The organism is Butyricicoccus sp. OF27-2pH9A (genome assembly GCF_027693185.1).
In the GTDB taxonomy this organism is placed as follows: Bacteria; Bacillota; Clostridia; order Oscillospirales; family Butyricicoccaceae; genus Agathobaculum; species Agathobaculum butyriciproducens.
Genome location: NZ_JAQEXK010000003.1, coordinates 161696 through 180141 on the forward strand (window position 1 = coordinate 161696; position 18446 = coordinate 180141).

Sequence of the window (18446 nt, forward strand, 5' to 3'; positions counted from 1 at the left end):
TAAATTGCAGGAAAAAACCGCTCTGTTTTTATTTGGCGCAGCCATTTCCCGTATTTGCCTTGACGAAACGCGCTGTAAATTGTATCATATAGGTATATCATTGTGTCCACATGGCAACTTGGCGGCAGCGTGACAGGCTGAGGAGAAATCCGCCGATGTCATCCAGATGCAACGCAAACAAAGGGAGTATGTAGGTATGAAAAAAATTCTAAACAGCCTGCCGTTCAAGCTGCTGCTTGGCGTTGCGGTGGGCATCGTGCTCGGTCTGGTGGCGAACGAGGCCGTGATGAACGTGGTCGTGACGATCAAGCAGGTGCTCGGTCAGATCATCACGTTCTGTGTGCCGCTGATCGTTATCGGCTTTATTGCGCCGTCCATCACCAAGCTGGGCCACAACGCATCCAGAATGCTGGGCATTGCGCTCATTATCGCGTATGTGTCGTCGGTCGGCGCGGCGCTGATGAGCACGGCAGCCGGTTACGCACTCATTCCACACCTGTCGATCGTATCGCAGGTTGACGGCCTGCGCGAACTGCCCGAGGTACTGTTCCAGCTGGAGATTCCGGCGATCATGAACGTGATGAGTGCACTGGCGCTGTCGCTGATGGTCGGTCTGGCCATCACCTGGACCAAATCCAAGATGATGGAGTCCCTGCTTGACGAGGTGCAGAACATTGTCCTCGCCATCGTCACCAAGATCATCATCCCGATTCTGCCGTTCTTTATCGCGTCCACCTTCTGCGGTCTGGCGTATGAGGGCACGATCACCAAGCAGTTTCCGGTGTTCATCAAGGTCATCATCATCGTTATGATCGGTCATTATATCTGGATGGCGCTGCTCTATGGAGTTGCGGGTGCATACTCGGGTAAGAACCCGATCGAAGTAGTGAAGCACTACGGTCCGGCGTATATCACCGCAGTCGGCACGATGTCCTCCGCGGCGACTTTGGCAGTTGCTCTGCGCTGCGCAAAGAAATCCACAGTGCTGCGCAAGGACATGGTTAATTTCGGTATTCCGCTGTTCGCCAACATCCATCTGTGCGGCTCGGTGCTGACTGAGGTTTTCTTCGTCATGACAATCTCGCAGATTCTGTACGGCAAGATTCCGTCTGTCGGAACCATGATCCTGTTCTGCGTGCTGCTCGGCATTTTCGCCATCGGCGCACCCGGCGTGCCGGGCGGTACGGTTATGGCTTCGCTCGGTCTGATCACCGGCATCCTGCTGTTTGACGGCACCGGCACCGCGCTTATGCTGACCATCTTTGCCCTGCAGGACAGCTTCGGCACCGCCTGCAACGTCACCGGCGACGGCGCGCTGACGCTTATTCTGACCGGCTACGCGAATAAGCATCATATCGCGGAGGAAAAGCGTGAGGTTGAGGCAGCAGAAGTTCAGTAATCAAATATGAGAAAAGGAGTCCGCTTTTGCGGGCTTCTTTTTTGTATCGAGAGAAATCAGGTGCTATGATGGGAAAAGTGCGGTGTATCGCGTACGGTGCAGCGTATGATATGGATGTTTCGACTGCACCGAAAGCAAGCGCTGCAAAGCAAATTTGCTGCAGAAATTTTCACAAAACGCTTGACTTTTCCCTCCGGATTTGGTATCCTATTTAGGCAGGGTTTGATAGACCGTTGCAAATCCGGGTGTAGCGCAGCTGGTAGCGTGCTTGACTGGGGGTCAAGAGGCCGCAGGTTCAAGTCCTGTCACTCGGACCATGACGAATGTTCTTACAGCATTTAGCTGTCAAAGAGCATTCGTCATTTTTATTTGCTAAATAGCGACATCACAAGGGGCGTAGTTCACAACTACGCCTTTTCTTGTATTCACCGACACATCGGGTGTCGGCAAAGGAAGTGCGCTTGGAATCTCGATGGTGCCCACGCAGTTGTAGTGAATGCGGAGCCGCTGCTCCCATACACCGTTGACCTTTTCTGCATTGAACACTTCGATTTTTTCCACCAGTTCATTCAGCATCCGGGGTGTCAGCTTTTTTGCTCTGGTGTACTTGCGAACCAGACTGATGAACATATCCGTTGTCATAGTACGGCTGCTCTGCTTTTCGATTTCGGAGCGGAGCTGTTTAATTTTCTCGGTCAGCTCCTTTTGCTCGTCCTCATATCTCCGGGACATTCTGGAAAAGCGTTCGTCAGAGATTTTGCCGGAAACATTGTCCTCATAGATGCGCTCAAAGAGGCCATCCAGTTCTTCATCACGGGCAAGGAGTGCTTTCAACTCTTTCTCTTTCAGCTTGCGGTCGGCTTCGTCCGCCTGCTGGGAGTGCCCGATAACAGCCTTCAAAAAGTCGTCCTCATAGAGGCTGGCAAACTTGGTCAGCCGCCGAATTTCGCCCAGCACCACTTCTTCCAGAAAGTCTACACGGATGTAATGGGTGGATTGGCAGGTGCCACGGTTACCCTTGTAGTTGGAGCAGTTGAAATACTTGATTTCTGGGTTGCCCTGATTGAAGTGGAAATGCAGATTGCAGCCGCAGTCTGCGCAGACAAGCAAGCCAGAGAACATATTGTGTTCTCCGTTGCTGGTACGGCGTTTGCGCATTTTTCCGCGTTTCTGCTGTACCTGTTCAAACACAGCTCGCTCAATAATTGGCTCGTGAACATTTTGGAACACTACCCAATTTTCCGGGTCGTTATGAATCCGCTTTTTGTTCTTGTAGGACTTGGAGTAGGTCTTAAAATTCAAAACATCTCCACAATACTCCTGCTGATACAGAAGATGGGGAATCGTGGAGCCATTCCACTTGGTGGCGGGGCGCGTCTTGGTCTTTCCGGGACGGCCGATGCCTTTCTGAATCCAGTAGGCCTGCGGGGTCAGGATGCCTTCCTTTTCAAACTGGGTGGCAATCTGTTCCGTGCCAAAGCCCTCCAACGTCATATCAAAAATGCGCCGGACAACTTGTGCAGCTTCTTCATCAATGACCCACCGCTTGGGATTGTTCGGGTCCTTGATATACCCATAGGGAGGAAGTCCCATCGGTTCGCCGGAGTTGCCTTTGATTTTATTACTGATACGGCGTTTCTTGCTGATGTCACGGGCATACCACTCATTGAACAGGTTTCGGATGGGTGCCAGTTCGTTTTCTCCCTCGGCCGTGTCGATGTTGTCCGAAACGGCAACAAGTCGGATGTCATGGTCTGGGAAAAATTCTTCTGTCAGCCGTCCGACCTCAATATAGTTTCGGCCCAAACGGGAAAGGTCTTTGACGAACACAGCGGAGGCTTTCCCTTGTTCGAGCTGCTGCATCATTTCAACGAAACCGGGACGGTTCATGGTCACGCCGGAAATGCCATCATCCAGAAAGTGAACCAGATTTGTATAGCCTTTTTCCTTTGCAACTTTGGTGAGCAGTTTCTTTTGGTTGCCGATGCTGTAACTCTCGCCCTCCAAATTATCATCACGGGAAAGACGCTCATAGAGAAAAGCGGTTGCTTCACGGGATTTCTTGTTACTCGACTGTTTCATACTCGCTCCTTTCTTGGGACAGTCGAATAGCAAATTCACTTGTACACCTATATTATAACACAATCCGCTTTCTCTGTCCGCTGCCTCCCGAAAGGTCATTATAATTTTTCGCTTTCGGATTTCATCAGCCGGAGAAGAACTTCTCCTAAGGTCTGGGAACTTTCTTCTTTGAACACCGGCTCAACGATAAAGGAGCGATTGCCAATACGATAAGTCGAATCCAGAGTAAGCATCTCTGGATTTTTTGTTTTTTCAGGGTTTGTCTTTTTCGCTTGCATCGTAAAAATCCCCTTTCTTAAAAATCAAAAAATGAGCCAACGGATGGCTGCTGGCAGCAGCCCACGGGAATCTCACCCCTGCATTCCTCATGCAGCCCTACTCATTGCCTGCGACGCTCTGAACGCTCGGACTTTGACGGTAAGGGAGTATCAGCCTGTCTGTATGTCATGGCCCGCAAGCAGCCGCACTTGCATTGCGGCGTGGTGGTGATCGCTCCACTTTTCAAAGAAAAGCATCGTGGCGCACCCGCCGTCCGGCTCGATACAGACAGCAACGTGTCCGTTTGCCCTATGATGCACCGCCATTGTCCTGCGGGCATGTTTTTCAAGGTGCAGTCCCGAAACGTGGAAAGGGTCAGACCGTTTCGGCTTTGGTTACAATAGAAGAAATCAGTTTGATTTCCAGATGGCGTTTCATGTACTCGTCTATGCACACATGAGGCTGACCGTGCTTGTCATAGAGAATGCCTGTACAGAGCTTGTTGATATAACCTCTGTAATGTCGCAAAACCTGTTCAACTGCATCGGTGTCCCCAGCGCAGGCAGAGCGAATCACCGAGAGCGGTAAAAACTCTCTGCTCGTGTGTTCATAGGAGTTCATTTACGCCTAACCTCCCTCCGGCAAGTGCGCCTTTAGCTTTTTTTGCAGCTCGTTCAGCGTTTTTGTCCGGTGGCGCTGTACAGCACTCCGGGACATTCCCATGAGGTCGCCAATCTCGCCATCGCCCAGTTCCAGAACGCAAAACAGAATCAGAATGCTTTGTTCTTGCTTTGGCAGAGCGGCAAACGCATTGGCAACAAGTTCATTGTCGATGTGCAGATCACAGCCGTAGGATGAAAATACAAATTCTTCACTTGGATAATGGTCTACACTCGTGAGCTGCCCCAGTTCTTCCAACGAAAGAACGCTGAATGACTTTTCACGGTCAAGCAGACGTTTCTTATTTCGGTGATAGTTTCGGGCCTCATTTCGCAGCACCGCCTTGCAGAACGCATCGAATCGGTACTGTTCGCCATCGTTGCGAGGGATAGCTTCCATCTTCTCACCCCCTTTCCGTGGGGATGTCGGGTGGATTTTTCCCTTTCCGCTAATATGACACCTGAAACACCCGATTCTGCCCGCTTTTTTGAAAATTTCCAAAAATATTTTTGAAACAGGCAGCTTTTCAGGCGGCAATAGAAAAGCCCAGCAGACCGAAAACGGCCAACCGGGCATAATGGCAGCACGAAACGCGCAGTAGCTACATCGTATAGTACATAGTAAAAGCCCTGCTGACCCTGTGCGGGAGCAAGGCTTTTTTTGACAGTTCAAAGCTAGGCGTTCGATAGAATATCAGGCGCATGGCGGCATCCTCCTAGTGGCCGCCATACGGACGATGAAACGCTTTGATAAGCAAAATGAACCGGCGGCCTTGATTTTCTCAAAAGCCGCCGGTTCAAAATGGGCGCGCGGATATGTCTGCTGTACGACGGCTTTTTTTCTTTTGCCGTCGTGCGGCATTTTCTTTATTCTTCTAGTTCAAATCTTATCAGACAATCATCACGGAAATGTCACCATGAGGCATCTTTTACGGGGTGAAATCTCACATTTTTGTGACATTTGAAAACGGCCACCCTTTCGGATGACCGTTTCGTGTCTGCGTATTTTATTCAGCAAGGCGTAGCCGCTCTACCACCGTTTTTTGTGCCATTTTGTTATAGCAAACCAAAGGAACAATGGCTGTAATGAGGATCAGAGGGATAATACAGAGAAATACCGGAATCAGAGTAAAATGCCATGTAAAATAGGCTAATTCTGCACCCATCATCCGAACCACCGTTAGACTTGCTATAACGGAAAGTATCAGAGAACCTAAAAGACCCAAAATAGAATAACCAATCCCCTCATATATCAACATTTGCTTAACCTGCCGTCCTGTCATACCTACCGATTGCAGCATTGCAATTTCTCCATACCGAGACAAGATAGATGTTGTCATGGAGTTAATAAAGTTCAGTATGCCGATCAGAGCCAATATCGCACAAAGAGCACCGCCCACAAGACGGTACATATTGATCATCCCGTCAAAGGTCTGCCGTAGGGTCACTTTTGAAAGATAATCCAAAGCAGTGTCCGTATTCGTAGTGTAATTTTTCAGCCAGTTTTCTGTGGCAAGCTGGTGTTCTTCATCCACATTGAAGATTGTTTTCATGGCCGGCTGGTCGGCGGATACCATATTTCCCAAAAGTTCATTGGTTGGGAAAATATAGTCCAATCCCATGTCTACCTGCAAAGGAGTTTGTAATGCGCTTGGAATACTTACCACAGCCAGCACATCATACACTTTATTTGTACCATCAAGCTGTGTCACGCTAATTTGATCGCCCGGTTTATACAAGCAAAGAGAACCATCACCCATCATTCGCAATGGAGTTACATACACGCCGGTTCCGGCTTTCCACTGTTCCGTGTTTAGTTCACCGTCTAACACCTGTACATATTCTGCCGGAAAATCATCCAAGCCATATACATTCACACCATGTTCCTGTCGAACCCTATAATTTTCCAGTTCATTTGCAATATCACTGGAACAAGCAGAGAGTTCCTGTAATCGGGCGAGGTCGTTTTCAGAAAGCGGCTGTTTGGAAGTCCATAAGTAGATATTTCCTATATCTTCAAGACCATTCAAACTTTCTGCCTGGCTAATAAAATCTTGGCTTACATTCGCTGTGTTATATGGCGCATAATTGTTAATTACTGTTGTATCGGAAACTGTAAAATCTGTAAGGCTGAAATCAGCCACAAACTTATCAAAGTCAAAGGAGGTCACATAGGTATAAACGCTATTCAAGAGAACAATACTAAGGGCAAAAGACAAAGTAACGATCATTACTTTTTTCTTGTTTCGAGTCAGATTGTTCTTTGCCATCATCATTGTGCTGATATGCTTACTGCGCCGCTGCTTTTTCTTTCCACCAGTCTGTTCAATATAGTGCAGTGCCTCCATCGGAGAAACTTTAGCCGCCAATATCGCAGGTTTTTGACAGCTAATGAAAACTGTAATTGCGGAAAAGACAATCGCCACCAAAAAGATCAATGGATTTACCGTAGTAACGATCCTTATATCATCAGTTAGCATATTTACAATCGCAGGCAGCAACAACCGACCAATCGGCCATCCCAACAATAGTCCAATAGGAATACCCATAAGAGATAGCTTAATTGCTTTTCTATAAACGATTTTCCTTATTTGTCTTGCGGTGGTTCCCAGTGTTTTCAACATTCCATAAAACCGAATATCCTGTGCGATAGAAATATAAAACACATTGTAGATTAGAAGATAACCTGCGATAAAGATAATCGCAATACCGGCCACAAGGGGCAGCATGGAAGAAAGATTGACCGTTGCCATTCCGTAAGCGTCGTTAATACTTACCCGTTCATCTAAACCATATTCAGAAGTCACATCTAATGCCTGCTTTTCAATATTCCATGCCGTAGGCATCATCATAACAGCATCAATATAACCGGTTCCCACAGGTGGGGTTGTTCCGTCCGTTTCCCCGTGGATGACCGGAGCTACCTGTTCCGTATATGCTTTGGATAATAGCATTGTTTGACGGTACGCCACAGCATCCCCATCCCAAATGCCGCAAAGCGTAAAGGTATCGGTAAATGTATCCGTATCGGTTGTAAAGGTCAACTCCATTTGTGTGCCGACTTTATCCGGCAGTCCCATCGCATCCAGAACAATACGACTGGTGGCGATCTCATTTTTTTGTTCCGGCAGATGTCCGGTATCAGGAGTATTAAAGGTCAGTTCCGAATAAGTTTCATCACCATATCGCAGTTCCGTCGGCGTCTTATTGAAATCATCGCCCACGGCATTTCCTATGATAATTGAATATCCGATGTCTTTTATTCCTGTATCCGATGATAGCTTCTCATATTCTTCCCAGGATAAACGCTTGATACCAGCATGGGCAGAAGTGCCGGTTGTCCTCATATTACTTTCCTGCATAGCAGTCTGCAAGCTAATGGCAATCGTAAACAAACTGGTAAAAAGCAACGTAGCAAGCATGATTGCCAATACCGCAATCGTATTTTTTTGAGCTTTCAACGAGCGCTTTGCCAGAAGTTTCAGGACAGGTCTGTTGTTATTCCCAAATAAAATATCTGTCATGTTTTCGCCCCCTTTACTCGGAAATCCGGCCGTCCTCAATACGAATAATGCGGTCGGCAAGCTGAGCAATCTCATTGTTATGAGTAATCATCACAATGGTCTGATGAAATTTCTGGCTGGTCATTTTCAAAAGACCCAATACATCGCTGCTGGTTCTGCTGTCAAGGTTTCCGGTAGGTTCGTCAGCAAGGATGATGGCCGGTTTGGAAACAAGGGCGCGGGCAATCGCTACACGCTGTTGCTGACCACCAGACAGATTATTAGGCATACTGTTCAGCTTTCCATCGAGCGCCAGCATTTTCACGACCTCATTCATGAAATGCTTATCAACGGTATCACCATCCAGTTCCACCGGCAAAACAATATTTTCATAGACATTCAGCACAGGAACAAGGTTGTAATTCTGAAAGATAAAACCGATGTTGCGTCTGCGGAAGATGGTAAGCTGTTCGTCCTTGAGTTTCGACAGTTCTTTCCCTTTTACTTCAATACTGCCGGAAGTTGGCCTATCCAATCCGCCCATCATATTCAGAAGTGTGGATTTTCCACTGCCAGAAGTACCAACAATAGCCACGAACTCCCCATCCTCAATGGAGAGGGTCACGCCATCCAGTGCTTTCGTAATATTGGGCTTTGAACCATAATATTTTTTTAGTTCAGTTGTTTGCAAAATGCTCATAAAGAACACCATCCTTTCTTTCGTTAAGCCCATTGTAACGACCAAACCTCACAGGAATGTCACGAGCTATAAATTATTTCTGGACAATTCGGTTCTAAATGTCATAAGCCTGTGATATTTATTCTTCGGCGTACTTACTCTGTTCTCGAAAAAGAAAAACAGAAAAGGTTGACCCCTTCCCAACCTCGGATGTTACCCGAATATAACCGCCTTGCAAGGTTACGATCTCACGAGCCAGATACAGACCAATACCAATTCCATCTACATCATGTACGATGTCCTCCCGATAGAACCGCTTGAAAATTGCCCCCTGATGCTGTTCTGAGATGCCAATGCCTGTATCAGCAATGTCAATTTTCACATACATTTCCCAACTTTCAACCGAAACCCGGATTTGACCGCCCTCCGGCGTATATTTCACCGCATTATCCAAAATGTTGAACAGCGCTTCACCTGTCCATTTTCTGTCATGAGAAACGATCAAGCTCTCCGGGCAGTCCACTTGAACATTAATCTGTTTTTTCTCGGCGTTCAGAAGGATATCTCCCAATGCGGCGGCAAGCGTGTCATAAAGCGGCTGGCTTTTCTTTTCCAGAGAAATGACACCTGTTTCCAGACGCGAGGTTTTAATCATAGCCTGCATGAGAAAATCCAGTTTATCAAGCTGGCTGGCCTGTGCTGTAAGAAACTCTTTTTGCTTTTGCACAGGGACTTCATTTTCAAGCAGGGTGCTGTTAATCATTTTCAAGTTCGCAATAGGGGTCTTGACCTGATGGGAAATATCGGAAATCAGTTCTTGCAAGTCAGCCCGCTCTTGTGCAATGCTGTTTTTGTTTTCCTGCATGACTTCATACAAACGGTTCAACCGATATTCAATTTTATAGAAAAGACTTTCTTCTTCCACAGTCTGTTTCGGCTGCATATTCCCGGACAACATATCATCCATCAAACTGCAAAAAGCATCGGAGAACATCGCCAATTTGCGGCGAACCAGCACCATAAAACAAATAGAGCAAAACAGCACAAAGATGCCGAACAATAGTACATACCAAACAGCGGTTATATCTTGGGTCAACGCATATAAAGCCACTGAAACCGTTACCATTGCCGCCAGCAGGAGAACAGCTAAAAAGATACAGGCTTTGTTGACGGAAAGTTTTCGCACATTCATTTCAGCGCCCCTCCGATCCACATATAGCCCATACCATATACCGTTTTGATGTACTGACGGTCGGGTGTTTCGATTTTGTTTCGTACCCGGCTGATAGCCGCAGTCAGAGCGTGTTCATCCACAAAATTTCCGTCTGCGTCCCACAGCTTTTCCAACAAGACTTGCCGTGTCAAAACAATCTGTGGATTTTTCATAAGGATTTTCAAAAGTCGATATTCCAGTGGTGTGAATGCAAGGGGCTTTCCTGATAGAGTAGCACTCATTTCTGAAAAATTGATAGTCAGTGTGCCATCCTCATAAGTATCACCACCATATTGTTTTGTCAGCCTACCCAGCACTACCGCCAATTTCTTTTGAAAGACGCTCATAGGGAAAGGCTTTGTCACATAATCCTCTGCGCCCAGTTCATACCCTTTGAGCATATCGCTTTCCATATCATTTGCGGTCAGAAAAATAATAGCGGTATCGGGGCGGCGTTCTTTTACCTCCCGACAGAAGTCAAAACCGTTCCCGTCCGGCAAATTTACATCCAGCACAATCAGGTCATAGTCCTGCTTCGTCAAGAAACTACTGGCCGCTGATTTTGTCAGTGCAGAATCAACCGCATAGCCCGCAGTATTCAAGTTATAGCATAAAGTATTATTCAAAAGTCGATCATCCTCGACTACTAAAATTCGCATGGTATAACACTCCTTCATTTTCAGTGTAGCGCCCAAATGTCACAGAAACCTCACGATGGAGTGATTTTCTCTGATAATTAAAACGGGAAACGTGCCTTTTCTCTTGCAAAGAACGGTCCAGCCTCATTATATATGGCTGCACTAATAATAGCAACGCAGAAGAATGAAATATAAAGTGTAATCAGAATAGCTTTTACAACATTCCATGTGTCGTCCATGAACTATAAAATGTATATGAGTGATGCAGAATGGCAAAAATTGAGGACTGTCCCGGCTTTGAAACGTTCGGAGCGGATGTCAAGGCAGCACGAAAGGCAAAACAGCTTTCCCGCAGTGCGCTGGCCGACATGATACATTGTGACAGCCGGTATCTTGCGAACATCGAAAACGAAGGCACGTTGCCCAGCTTGCCGGTGGTGATTCAGCTGATAAAAATATGTGGTCTGCCGGTGGAACGGTACTTCAACCCGGAACTTATGCGGGAAGAAAGTGCAGAGCGTCAGCGGGTCAGCCACAAGCTGCAGCTTTGCCCGGAAGAATACTTGCCCATCGTAGAAGGTGCCATTGACGGTGCCCTGCGAATCCATGAACAGGAAAAAGAACATGCGTGTGTCTGATTGCCACGCATGGTCATTGAGAGGATGCAAAAAGCGTCCTCTTATTTTTTTGCATTTTGCGAGCAGAACGGGGGTGTTGTGGTGTCATAGTAGTGGGGAAAGGTAACGTAGCAAGCATAGGGAGTGTAGCCACTCCCGGCAGAAATGCTTGCTGGGGAGTACCCCAGACCCCCAAGAAACGAGGTGAAACTATGACGAACCGAACCCGAAAAATTGTTCTGCGTGTTCCCGTGACGCCGGAGGAACGGGAACTTATCCGGCAGAAGATGGCTCTGCTGCATACCCGGAACTTTTCTGCATACGCCCGGAAGATGCTGATAGACGGTTATGTTGTCCACATCGACACCACCGACATCCGGGCGCAAACCGCCGAACTGCAAAAGATTGGTGTCAACGTCAATCAGATCGCGCGGCGGCTGAACAGCATGGGGCCGCTGTACACACAAGACGTTGCGGACATCAAGGGAGCATTGGCGCAGATATGGCAGTTACAAAGATACATCCTATCAAGTCAACGCTGAAAAAGGCATTGGACTACATCGAGAATCCGGCCAAGACGGACGAAAAAATGCTGGTGTCCTCCTTTGCCTGCTCCTACGAAACCGCCGACATCGAATTTGAACTGCTGCTGTCACAGGCCATGCAGAAAGGCAACAATCTGGCCCACCACTTGATACAGTCTTTTGCGCCGGGCGAAACCACGCCGGAGCAGGCCCACGAGATTGGTCGACAGCTTGCAGATGAAGTCCTGCAAGGCAAATACCCGTATGTACTGACCACGCACATTGACAAGGGGCACGTCCACAACCACATCATTTTCTGTGCTGTGGACATGGTGAACCAGCGGAAGTATGTTTCCAACCGGCGGAGCTATGCTTACATCCGGCGCACCAGTGACCGACTTTGCAAGGAACACGGCCTGTCCGTGGTGATGCCCGGTCAAGACCGGGGCAAGAGCTATGCCGAGTGGGACGCACACCGCAAGGGCACAAGCTGGAAGGCGAAGCTGAAAGTTGCCATAGATGCAGTCATCCCGCAGGCCAAGGATTTTGACGATTTTCTGCGGCTCCTGCAGGAGCAGGGCTACGAGGTCAAGCGTGGCAAGTATGTTTCGTTCCGCGCGCCCGGACAGGAACGGTTCACCCGCTGCAAAACGCTGGGCGAAGCCTACACCGAAGAAGCCATCACCCAGCGCATCAAAGGGCGGTTCGTGGAGCGGAAGCCCAAAGAAAACCGCAAAATTTCTCTGCGGATTGATTTGGAGAACAGCGTCAAGGTCCAACAGTCCGCAGGGTACGAGAAGTGGGCAAAGCTCCACAACTTGAAACAGGTTGCCCGGACGCTGAACTTCCTGACTGAGCATGAAATCGAAAGCTACCCGGATTTGGAAAGCCGGGTGGCCGAGATCACCGCCGCCAGCACCGAAGCTGCCGCCGCATTGAAAGCAGCAGAGCGCCGACTTGCAGAAATGGCCGTGCTGATAAAGGATGTCACCACCTGTAAGGAACTGCACCCACTGTTGCAGGAGTATCAGCGGGCCGCTGACAAAAAGCAGTTCCGACGTAAACATGAAGGAACCTTGATTCTCTATGAAGCAGCGGCGAAAGCTCTAAAAGAGCAGGGCTTTCAAAAGCTGCCCGACCTCTACGCCCTGAAAAACGAGTATAAGCAACTGGCCGAGCAGAAAGACCAGATGCAGCGGCAGTACAATGATGCCAAACGCCAGATGCAGGAGTATGGCATCATAAAGCAGAATGTGGACGGCATTCTGCGGACAGCACCGGGAAAGGAGCAGATGCAGGAACGGTAAATCTGCACAAAATATTGTTCGGATTTTTGAATCCCAAACGCTTAGACCGGGTGGCGTTTCCGCCCGAAATCATGTAAAATAGACTTAGACAACGAAAGCGAGGAACCCTCTATGGCAGAAGTGAACGATAACAGCTCTATCCAGCTTTTTGAAGATCAGAAAATCCGCACTGCATGGGATGCAGAAAAGGAAGAATGGTATTTTGCCATCGTTGATGTGATTGCTGTTCTGACTGACAGCGCAGACCCACAGAACTATTGGCGCGTTCTAAAAAAGCGCCTTAAAGACGAAGGAAATGAAACCATTACAAATTGTAATGGTTTGAAAATGACCGCTCCTGACGGCAAAAAGCGCAAAACGGATGTCGCTAACACTGAACAGCTCCTGCGTATAATCCAGTCCATCCCGTCCCCTAAGGCTGAACCGTTCAAGGCATGGCTGGCAATGGTGGGCAAGGAACGCATCGAAGAAACCATCGACCCGGAGCAAGCTATTGACCGTGCGCTTGATACCTATTTGAAGAAAGGCTACTCCGAAGAATGGATTCACCAGCGGCTTTTGGCAATCCGCATCCGCAACGAACTAACGGACGAATGGAAGAAGCGCGGAGTGCAAAAGGGCAAGGAGTACGCCATCCTGACCGATGAAATCTCCCGCGCATGGTCCGGCATGACCACGGGGCAGTACAAGCGGCTGAAAGGTCTGACAAAAGAAAATCTCCGGGACAACATGACCGATTTGGAACTTGTTTTGACGATGCTGGCCGAAGCCTCCACTACGGATATTTCCAAGACTGCAAAGCCGCAGACCTTTGAAGAAAACAAGCAGGTTGCCAAGCGTGGCGGCAAAGTGGCCGGCATTGCGCGGCAGGCTCTTGAAGCGGAAACCGGCAAGCTTGTTATCACGGAAAAGAATGCGGTTAACTTCCAGCAGCTTGTGACCGACGTTGTAGAAGATGCCGCCGAACTGCCGGAAAATCCCACCGAGAAAAAAGATAAAGACTGATACATGAAAATAGCCGGACACCGTAGCCACAAGGCCACCGTGTCCGGCTATTTCTGTTACGACAACGGCACATTACTTTTGTTGAAAATAATGTGCCATTGTCAAGATGGCGGTATCACTCACTCGCAAAATCAAACCTCTGTCCGTCAAAATCAGCATCGGTCATGCGCTCCAACTTTGCAATGGTGCCATTCGCCAGCCGCCGCATTTCCGTGTCCATGTCCGGCAGGGCAGCCCGCATCCGCGCCATCGTCCGGCGGCGGTCAGAAGTGTGGTACATACAGATCAAATTTTCTTCTTCCACGCTGAAATTCATGCGTCAGACCTCCATTTCGTGTTGCTTGCTGCGGGCCGCTGCCCTTTTCGGGCTGGCGGCCTGCTTTGTTTCGGAAAGCTGCTTGCGGACAGAAGTGCGGGGCTTGCAAATGCCCTTGTCCCGGTTCTCGTTTTTGTCAATCAGCGCGTAGATGCCAAAACGGTCTTTCGCGCTGGACAGGTGCAGGGACTTGTACGGCAGCATGGCAAGCAGCTGGTCCGTGTCCCGGCTGGATGCCAGCTTGGTGAAGTAGGGTGACATCTCCACCATAAAATGATTCTTGTCCGGGCTGTTGGGAGCAGCCAGCCGCTTCATATCTGCCGCGATACGCTGCGCCTCGGCCTCGATCAGCCCAGTGTGCAGTGCCACAAGATGTTCTTTGAAATCACCAGGCCGTGCCGATTCTCGACTGCGCTGCTCCTGTCGGATGGCCGATTGCAGAAGTTCTGGGTCACGGGGCCGCATTTCATACCGCACGAACTCTCCGAAATATTTGTCCGGGCGACTGTCGAAATGCTCTTTCGGGCCAATCTCCCGCATCCCGCTTTCGTAGATCAGGCGATTGGCGCCCACGGGCAGAGCGGCATCCCGGATATGCTGGAAATGCTGCTGGTAGTCCAGTTCATACAGATTGCCTTGCACAGTTCCGTTGGCCGCGCCGGTCAGCTCCACCGCATAGGCAAGAATCCTGTCATGGGTCTGTTCGCCGCAGAATTTCCATGTGTTGTAGGCTTGCGTGTCTTTGAGCAGCACGTCCCGTTCCCGGAAGCAGAATGTTCCAGAAGGCCGGGACAGCCACAACAGCAGCTTATCTTCCGGCTGGTCGCTGCGGGCGGCCTCCCGCAGCATCTTGATGTCATAGGCAAAATCGCTCTGATAGTATGCGGTGTTCTGGTGCATAATGGCTTCCAGCGCAGCGATCACATCCATATTTTCAAATTTTTGCAAGGCTTACACCTCCAATTCCTTTGTCTTTTCTCGTGGCTGCGTTTGCTTGCTCTGTTCCTTTTTTGCGGCATCCAGCTGTGCCCGGATGGACGGCTTTTTCGGTTTAGCTGCGCGGGATTTTTTGGCTTTCGGTGCCTTTTCCTCGGCCTTGACTGCGGCGGCAAGGTCCGTCAGAGAAATTTGTTCTCCGGCCTTTGCTTTGGCTTCCAACTCACCTAAAGAGGGCGCATTGTTCAGCACACCGTCAATCATGTTTTCGTTCTGTTCGGTGGAAAGCTCTGCGGTGCGCAGCGGATTTTCCCGTAAGAACTCCGGCACCTGCTGGAAGCCCACACTGTCGCAGTAGTGGGCGGTGTCCTGCCCATTCTGGTGCAGCACCACTACATCCGAAACAGACAGCGAGTGTCCCTTGAAGTCTGCTGGATGGTCTATATTGAATGTGCGGTAGATGTCCTCCAACGTGGTGCCAGCAGTCAGCGGCGCGGCGTATACTTCCGTATAGTTGGCCTTGTCCACGGTCAAACCGGCAGCCTGCAGGCGGTCGTAGGGTTCAAAACGGTAATCGCGGGTGGAATCCTCATTGCGCAGCTGGTAGATGGAAAAGCTGTCCTGCTGCGGTGCCTCAAAACCTGCCGCCGCGTATTCCTCTACGGTCATTCCGGCAGCGGCCGCTTCCTGCGCGATCTCGGCCTGCACCTGTGCCTCGTAGTCCTGCAAGGTCTGGTCGAAGTCGGCCAACTTGGGCGGTTCCGGCAAGTCATACCGGCTTTGGTTGAGCATCGAGCGGCAGTCCTGCACATAGGCCACAACCGCAGTGTAATAGGAAGTCTGTTCCGGCAAAATATTCTGTCCTTCCCGCAAAGCGGTGGTGGCCGTCTGCTCCATAGCCGAAAGATTGCAGTGCTGTTTGAGGTACGGAATAAACTCGGTCAGCACCATTTCCCGCTCTGCCTTGTCCTGCTCCCACGCTTCCGGGCCTTTGTTGTGCAGAACAAAATTCTTCCAGTTTTCATCTTTGGCGTAGTATTCGTGATAGTTCTGGATATGTTGCACCAAAGAGCCCTCTCCATCACCAAAATCCTGCCGCCCCTCGTAGCTGTCCGGCTGGCCGTTCAGGGTAAAATCAATGCGGAATGCAGTCTTATCGTACCAGCCGCCCTCGTAACCGTCCTTTTCCCGTTCTGTGTGCTGGGTGGTGTCCAGTTCTTCAAAAACGCGGTTTGCCACGGACAGCGGCATGATTTCGCCGTCCTGCAGCTTGTCGCTTTCACTCCACAGAATCGTGACCGTAGGCTCTGCGGATAAATCTGTCGCAGCGGCTTTTTCTGCTTCCGGGGCAGAAAGTTCATTTGCTTTTTCCGCCGCCTCTTGGAACGCCGCCAGCTTGTCGCCCAACAGGACTTCCGACACTGCGGCTGTCTGCCCCAGCAGATTAAGTGCTTCCTGCCCGGCATCTGGCAGGGTCAGGCCGGGTGCGTCCAGTTGGCCGCCGTCCAGAGCCTTATTATCCGGGCCATACAGGGTGTAGTCATAGCCGGAATCGCAGGTCTGGATGAACAGCGTATTGCCGTTGTCCAGCGCAAATGCAGCCTCCTGTGCAGTGGAAAGTCCTGTTTCCCGCTGCTGGCGCAGTTCTGCCAGATGTTCGTCCAGTGCGGAGATCAGCTCATGGGCCGCGCTACGGATAATTTCCAGAGAGGCTTTCAGCTCGGCCAGTTCTCGGCCCGAACTCCACCCGGCCACATAACCAAAGGAATACTCGGATGTGTCCAGCCCGTAGTGCTGGCAGACTGCATAAGCTACGCTTTCGGCCTGCACCTCGCGGGTGCGGCTGTCCGGGCGGTTGGTCTGTTCCGGGTCGGTGGGGTCGATGGCGTGAAGTTTGGCGTGGGCAATTTCATGGATAGCCGTCTTGATGGTCTGTAACTGGCTCATGCCCTCTTGGATGGCAATGCGGTTGTCAAGCAGGTGGAAATAACCGTGCGCCCCGCCCTCGATGTCCTCAAGCCCGATGGGCACCGGGGAAGCTTGCTCCAACGCTTTGAAAAAATCTTGATAGTCCTGCACGCTGCCGGACAATTCATTCACCGAGATAGATGGCAGCGGTTCGCCCTCGGTCTGGCTGACATCGAACACGGAAACCACCTTAAAGGCCGGAATCTGCACCGTTTTTTCTTCCGTCAGCGGCTTGCCGTCCTTGTCCAGAATCGGCTTGCCCTGTTCGTCCAGCTTTTCCATCTTCTGCTTGACCTTGTACGGCGCAGGAGCAAGGATTTTGATGCCTTTTTCGCCTTTCTTTACGGTGCGGTGGAACGTGTCTTTCCACTTGTTGAAGCCCGCCACCAGCTGCCCGCCCTGCATGGCAATCAGCAAGGTGTTGTTGAAGCTGTAATTGTGGAATTTTGCCATCGTGGTGAGGTAAGCTTTGTAGCGGTCACTGTCGAACAACTGCTGAATGCCCGTTTCCAGCCGGTCCGTGATTTCTTTCATCCGTTCTGCGCTGTCCTTACCGTTCAGGATAATGGGAATAACTTTCTGCGGTTCCGTTTCAGGCTGAACAGGCGGTGGGATGTTGGCCGCATCCCGCAGGATTTCCGATGCAGGAAAAGACAGCACCCGGTATTCCTCCGGCACAGGCTGGCCCTCGTGGACTTTCTGCCACGCATCCCCGCTTTTGACAAGGTAGCCATACTCGGTAAACACGCCCTGCTCCTGCTGGGCCACATACCGGCCGAACTGCGCCGTGTCGATGCCGCCTTTCCATTTTTCCGGCATATCCACCATGCCGGAGCGATTCAGGTAGTAATCTCCTAGCTGGGCAGGCCCGTGCACATCCGGCAGATGCACATAGTAGTCCACGTTTTCGGGAAAGTCGGTGATTTTCCCGATGCTGGAAAGCTCACTCTGCGGGGTTTGTAGAGCGGCGTTCAGCTCTGCGCGTTCTGCATTGGAAAGCGTTTCCAGTCGTGATGCCAGAAAGTTTAGTTCATCCACATTGGATGCCAGCACCATGTTGTAGGGGATGGCAAAACGCTTTTCTTCCTCGGCAAAGTAGCCGGAAATGAAAAGGCCCTGCGGATTATCGGACGAAATGCCGATTTGCCGCAGGGCCGCTTGTACCTGTTCGGTTGTGGTAGGCAGGTCCAGCCAGACACCATCCCTGCTTTGCTGCTGATTTTGCAGCTGGATGGAAAATAATTCGCTCATTTGGTCACACTCCTTTTTTGCTATCCTACGGATAGAGAGAGCCGGTTATGGCAAAATGAATGCTTCACCTTACCATAACCGGCCCTCGTTT

General features: G+C 50.0%; 16 protein-coding genes and 1 tRNA gene. 6 read left to right on the forward strand and 11 right to left on the reverse strand.

What is annotated here, in order from left to right; genetic code table 11:
• Positions 1-196 precede the first annotated feature (196 nt).
• Positions 197-1399: a dicarboxylate/amino acid:cation symporter gene (locus tag PG722_RS04695; protein WP_117751173.1), complete on the forward strand. Its 1203-nt coding sequence runs from the start codon at positions 197-199 to the stop codon at positions 1397-1399.
• A gap of 241 nt (positions 1400-1640) precedes the next feature.
• Positions 1641-1716, forward strand: a tRNA-Pro gene (locus PG722_RS04700).
• 55 nt (positions 1717-1771) lie between these two features.
• Here PG722_RS04700 and PG722_RS04705 read toward each other — a convergent pair.
• The 8 genes from PG722_RS04705 to PG722_RS04740 form a co-directional block, all read right to left on the reverse strand.
• A complete protein-coding gene (locus tag PG722_RS04705) occupies positions 1772-3481 on the reverse strand; it encodes a recombinase family protein (RefSeq protein ID WP_270579807.1) in 1710 nt (569 codons plus the stop codon).
• A gap of 98 nt (positions 3482-3579) precedes the next feature.
• On the reverse strand, positions 3580-3759 hold the full coding sequence (locus PG722_RS04710; protein WP_005927535.1) for a hypothetical protein: 180 nt from the start codon (positions 3757-3759) through the stop codon (positions 3580-3582).
• 355 nt (positions 3760-4114) lie between these two features.
• Positions 4115-4360, reverse strand: coding sequence for a helix-turn-helix domain-containing protein (locus PG722_RS04715; RefSeq protein WP_117950103.1), 246 nt, complete (start codon positions 4358-4360; stop codon positions 4115-4117).
• Between the two features lie 6 nt (positions 4361-4366).
• Positions 4367-4798, reverse strand: coding sequence for a sigma-70 family RNA polymerase sigma factor (locus PG722_RS04720; RefSeq protein ID WP_097771745.1), 432 nt, complete (start codon positions 4796-4798; stop codon positions 4367-4369).
• Positions 4799-5405: 607 nt separating this feature from the next.
• Positions 5406-7922, reverse strand: a complete 2517-nt coding sequence (locus PG722_RS04725; protein WP_270579808.1) for an ABC transporter permease — start codon at positions 7920-7922, stop codon at positions 5406-5408.
• Positions 7923-7935: 13 nt separating this feature from the next.
• Entirely contained in the window at positions 7936-8601 is a 666-nt protein-coding gene (locus PG722_RS04730) for an ABC transporter ATP-binding protein (RefSeq protein WP_270579809.1), read from the reverse strand.
• Positions 8602-8719: 118 nt separating this feature from the next.
• The gene (locus PG722_RS04735; RefSeq protein ID WP_270579810.1) at positions 8720-9772 is read right to left on the reverse strand and encodes a sensor histidine kinase; all 1053 of its coding nucleotides are present in this window, start codon (positions 9770-9772) and stop codon (positions 8720-8722) included.
• Positions 9769-10452 (reverse strand): response regulator transcription factor, encoded by a 684-nt coding sequence (locus tag PG722_RS04740; RefSeq protein WP_270579811.1) that lies wholly within the window; start codon positions 10450-10452, stop codon positions 9769-9771. Before PG722_RS04740 ends, PG722_RS04735 begins: the two co-directional genes overlap by 4 nt.
• A 248-nt stretch (positions 10453-10700) precedes the next feature.
• Between PG722_RS04740 and PG722_RS04745 the strand changes: the two genes are divergently transcribed.
• The 4 genes from PG722_RS04745 (at position 10701) to PG722_RS04760 (ending at position 13884) form a co-directional block, all read left to right on the forward strand.
• Positions 10701-11069 (forward strand): helix-turn-helix transcriptional regulator, encoded by a 369-nt coding sequence (locus PG722_RS04745; RefSeq protein WP_097793305.1) that lies wholly within the window; start codon positions 10701-10703, stop codon positions 11067-11069.
• 191 nt (positions 11070-11260) lie between these two features.
• Positions 11261-11590 carry a plasmid mobilization protein gene (locus PG722_RS04750; RefSeq protein ID WP_097793304.1) on the forward strand — a complete coding sequence of 110 codons (330 nt, stop codon included), beginning with the start codon at positions 11261-11263 and terminating at the stop codon, positions 11588-11590.
• Positions 11551-12879, forward strand: a complete 1329-nt coding sequence (locus tag PG722_RS04755) for a relaxase/mobilization nuclease domain-containing protein (protein WP_270579812.1) — start codon at positions 11551-11553, stop codon at positions 12877-12879. The genes PG722_RS04750 and PG722_RS04755 overlap by 40 nt, the downstream gene beginning before the upstream one ends.
• A gap of 111 nt (positions 12880-12990) precedes the next feature.
• The gene (locus PG722_RS04760) at positions 12991-13884 is read left to right on the forward strand and encodes a BRO-N domain-containing protein (protein WP_270579815.1); all 894 of its coding nucleotides are present in this window, start codon (positions 12991-12993) and stop codon (positions 13882-13884) included.
• Positions 13885-13999: 115 nt separating this feature from the next.
• Here the strand turns inward: PG722_RS04760 and PG722_RS04765 are convergent, their stop codons facing one another.
• From PG722_RS04765 to PG722_RS04775, 3 genes are read right to left on the reverse strand one after another with little or no spacing between them, the layout of a single operon-like run.
• The gene (locus PG722_RS04765) at positions 14000-14200 is read right to left on the reverse strand and encodes a transposon-transfer assisting family protein (protein WP_270579816.1); all 201 of its coding nucleotides are present in this window, start codon (positions 14198-14200) and stop codon (positions 14000-14002) included.
• Positions 14201-14203: 3 nt separating this feature from the next.
• On the reverse strand, positions 14204-15148 hold the full coding sequence (locus tag PG722_RS04770) for a hypothetical protein (RefSeq protein ID WP_442867830.1): 945 nt from the start codon (positions 15146-15148) through the stop codon (positions 14204-14206).
• A gap of 3 nt (positions 15149-15151) precedes the next feature.
• The gene (locus PG722_RS04775) at positions 15152-18355 is read right to left on the reverse strand and encodes a YodL domain-containing protein (RefSeq protein ID WP_270579817.1); all 3204 of its coding nucleotides are present in this window, start codon (positions 18353-18355) and stop codon (positions 15152-15154) included.
• Positions 18356-18446 lie beyond the last annotated feature (91 nt).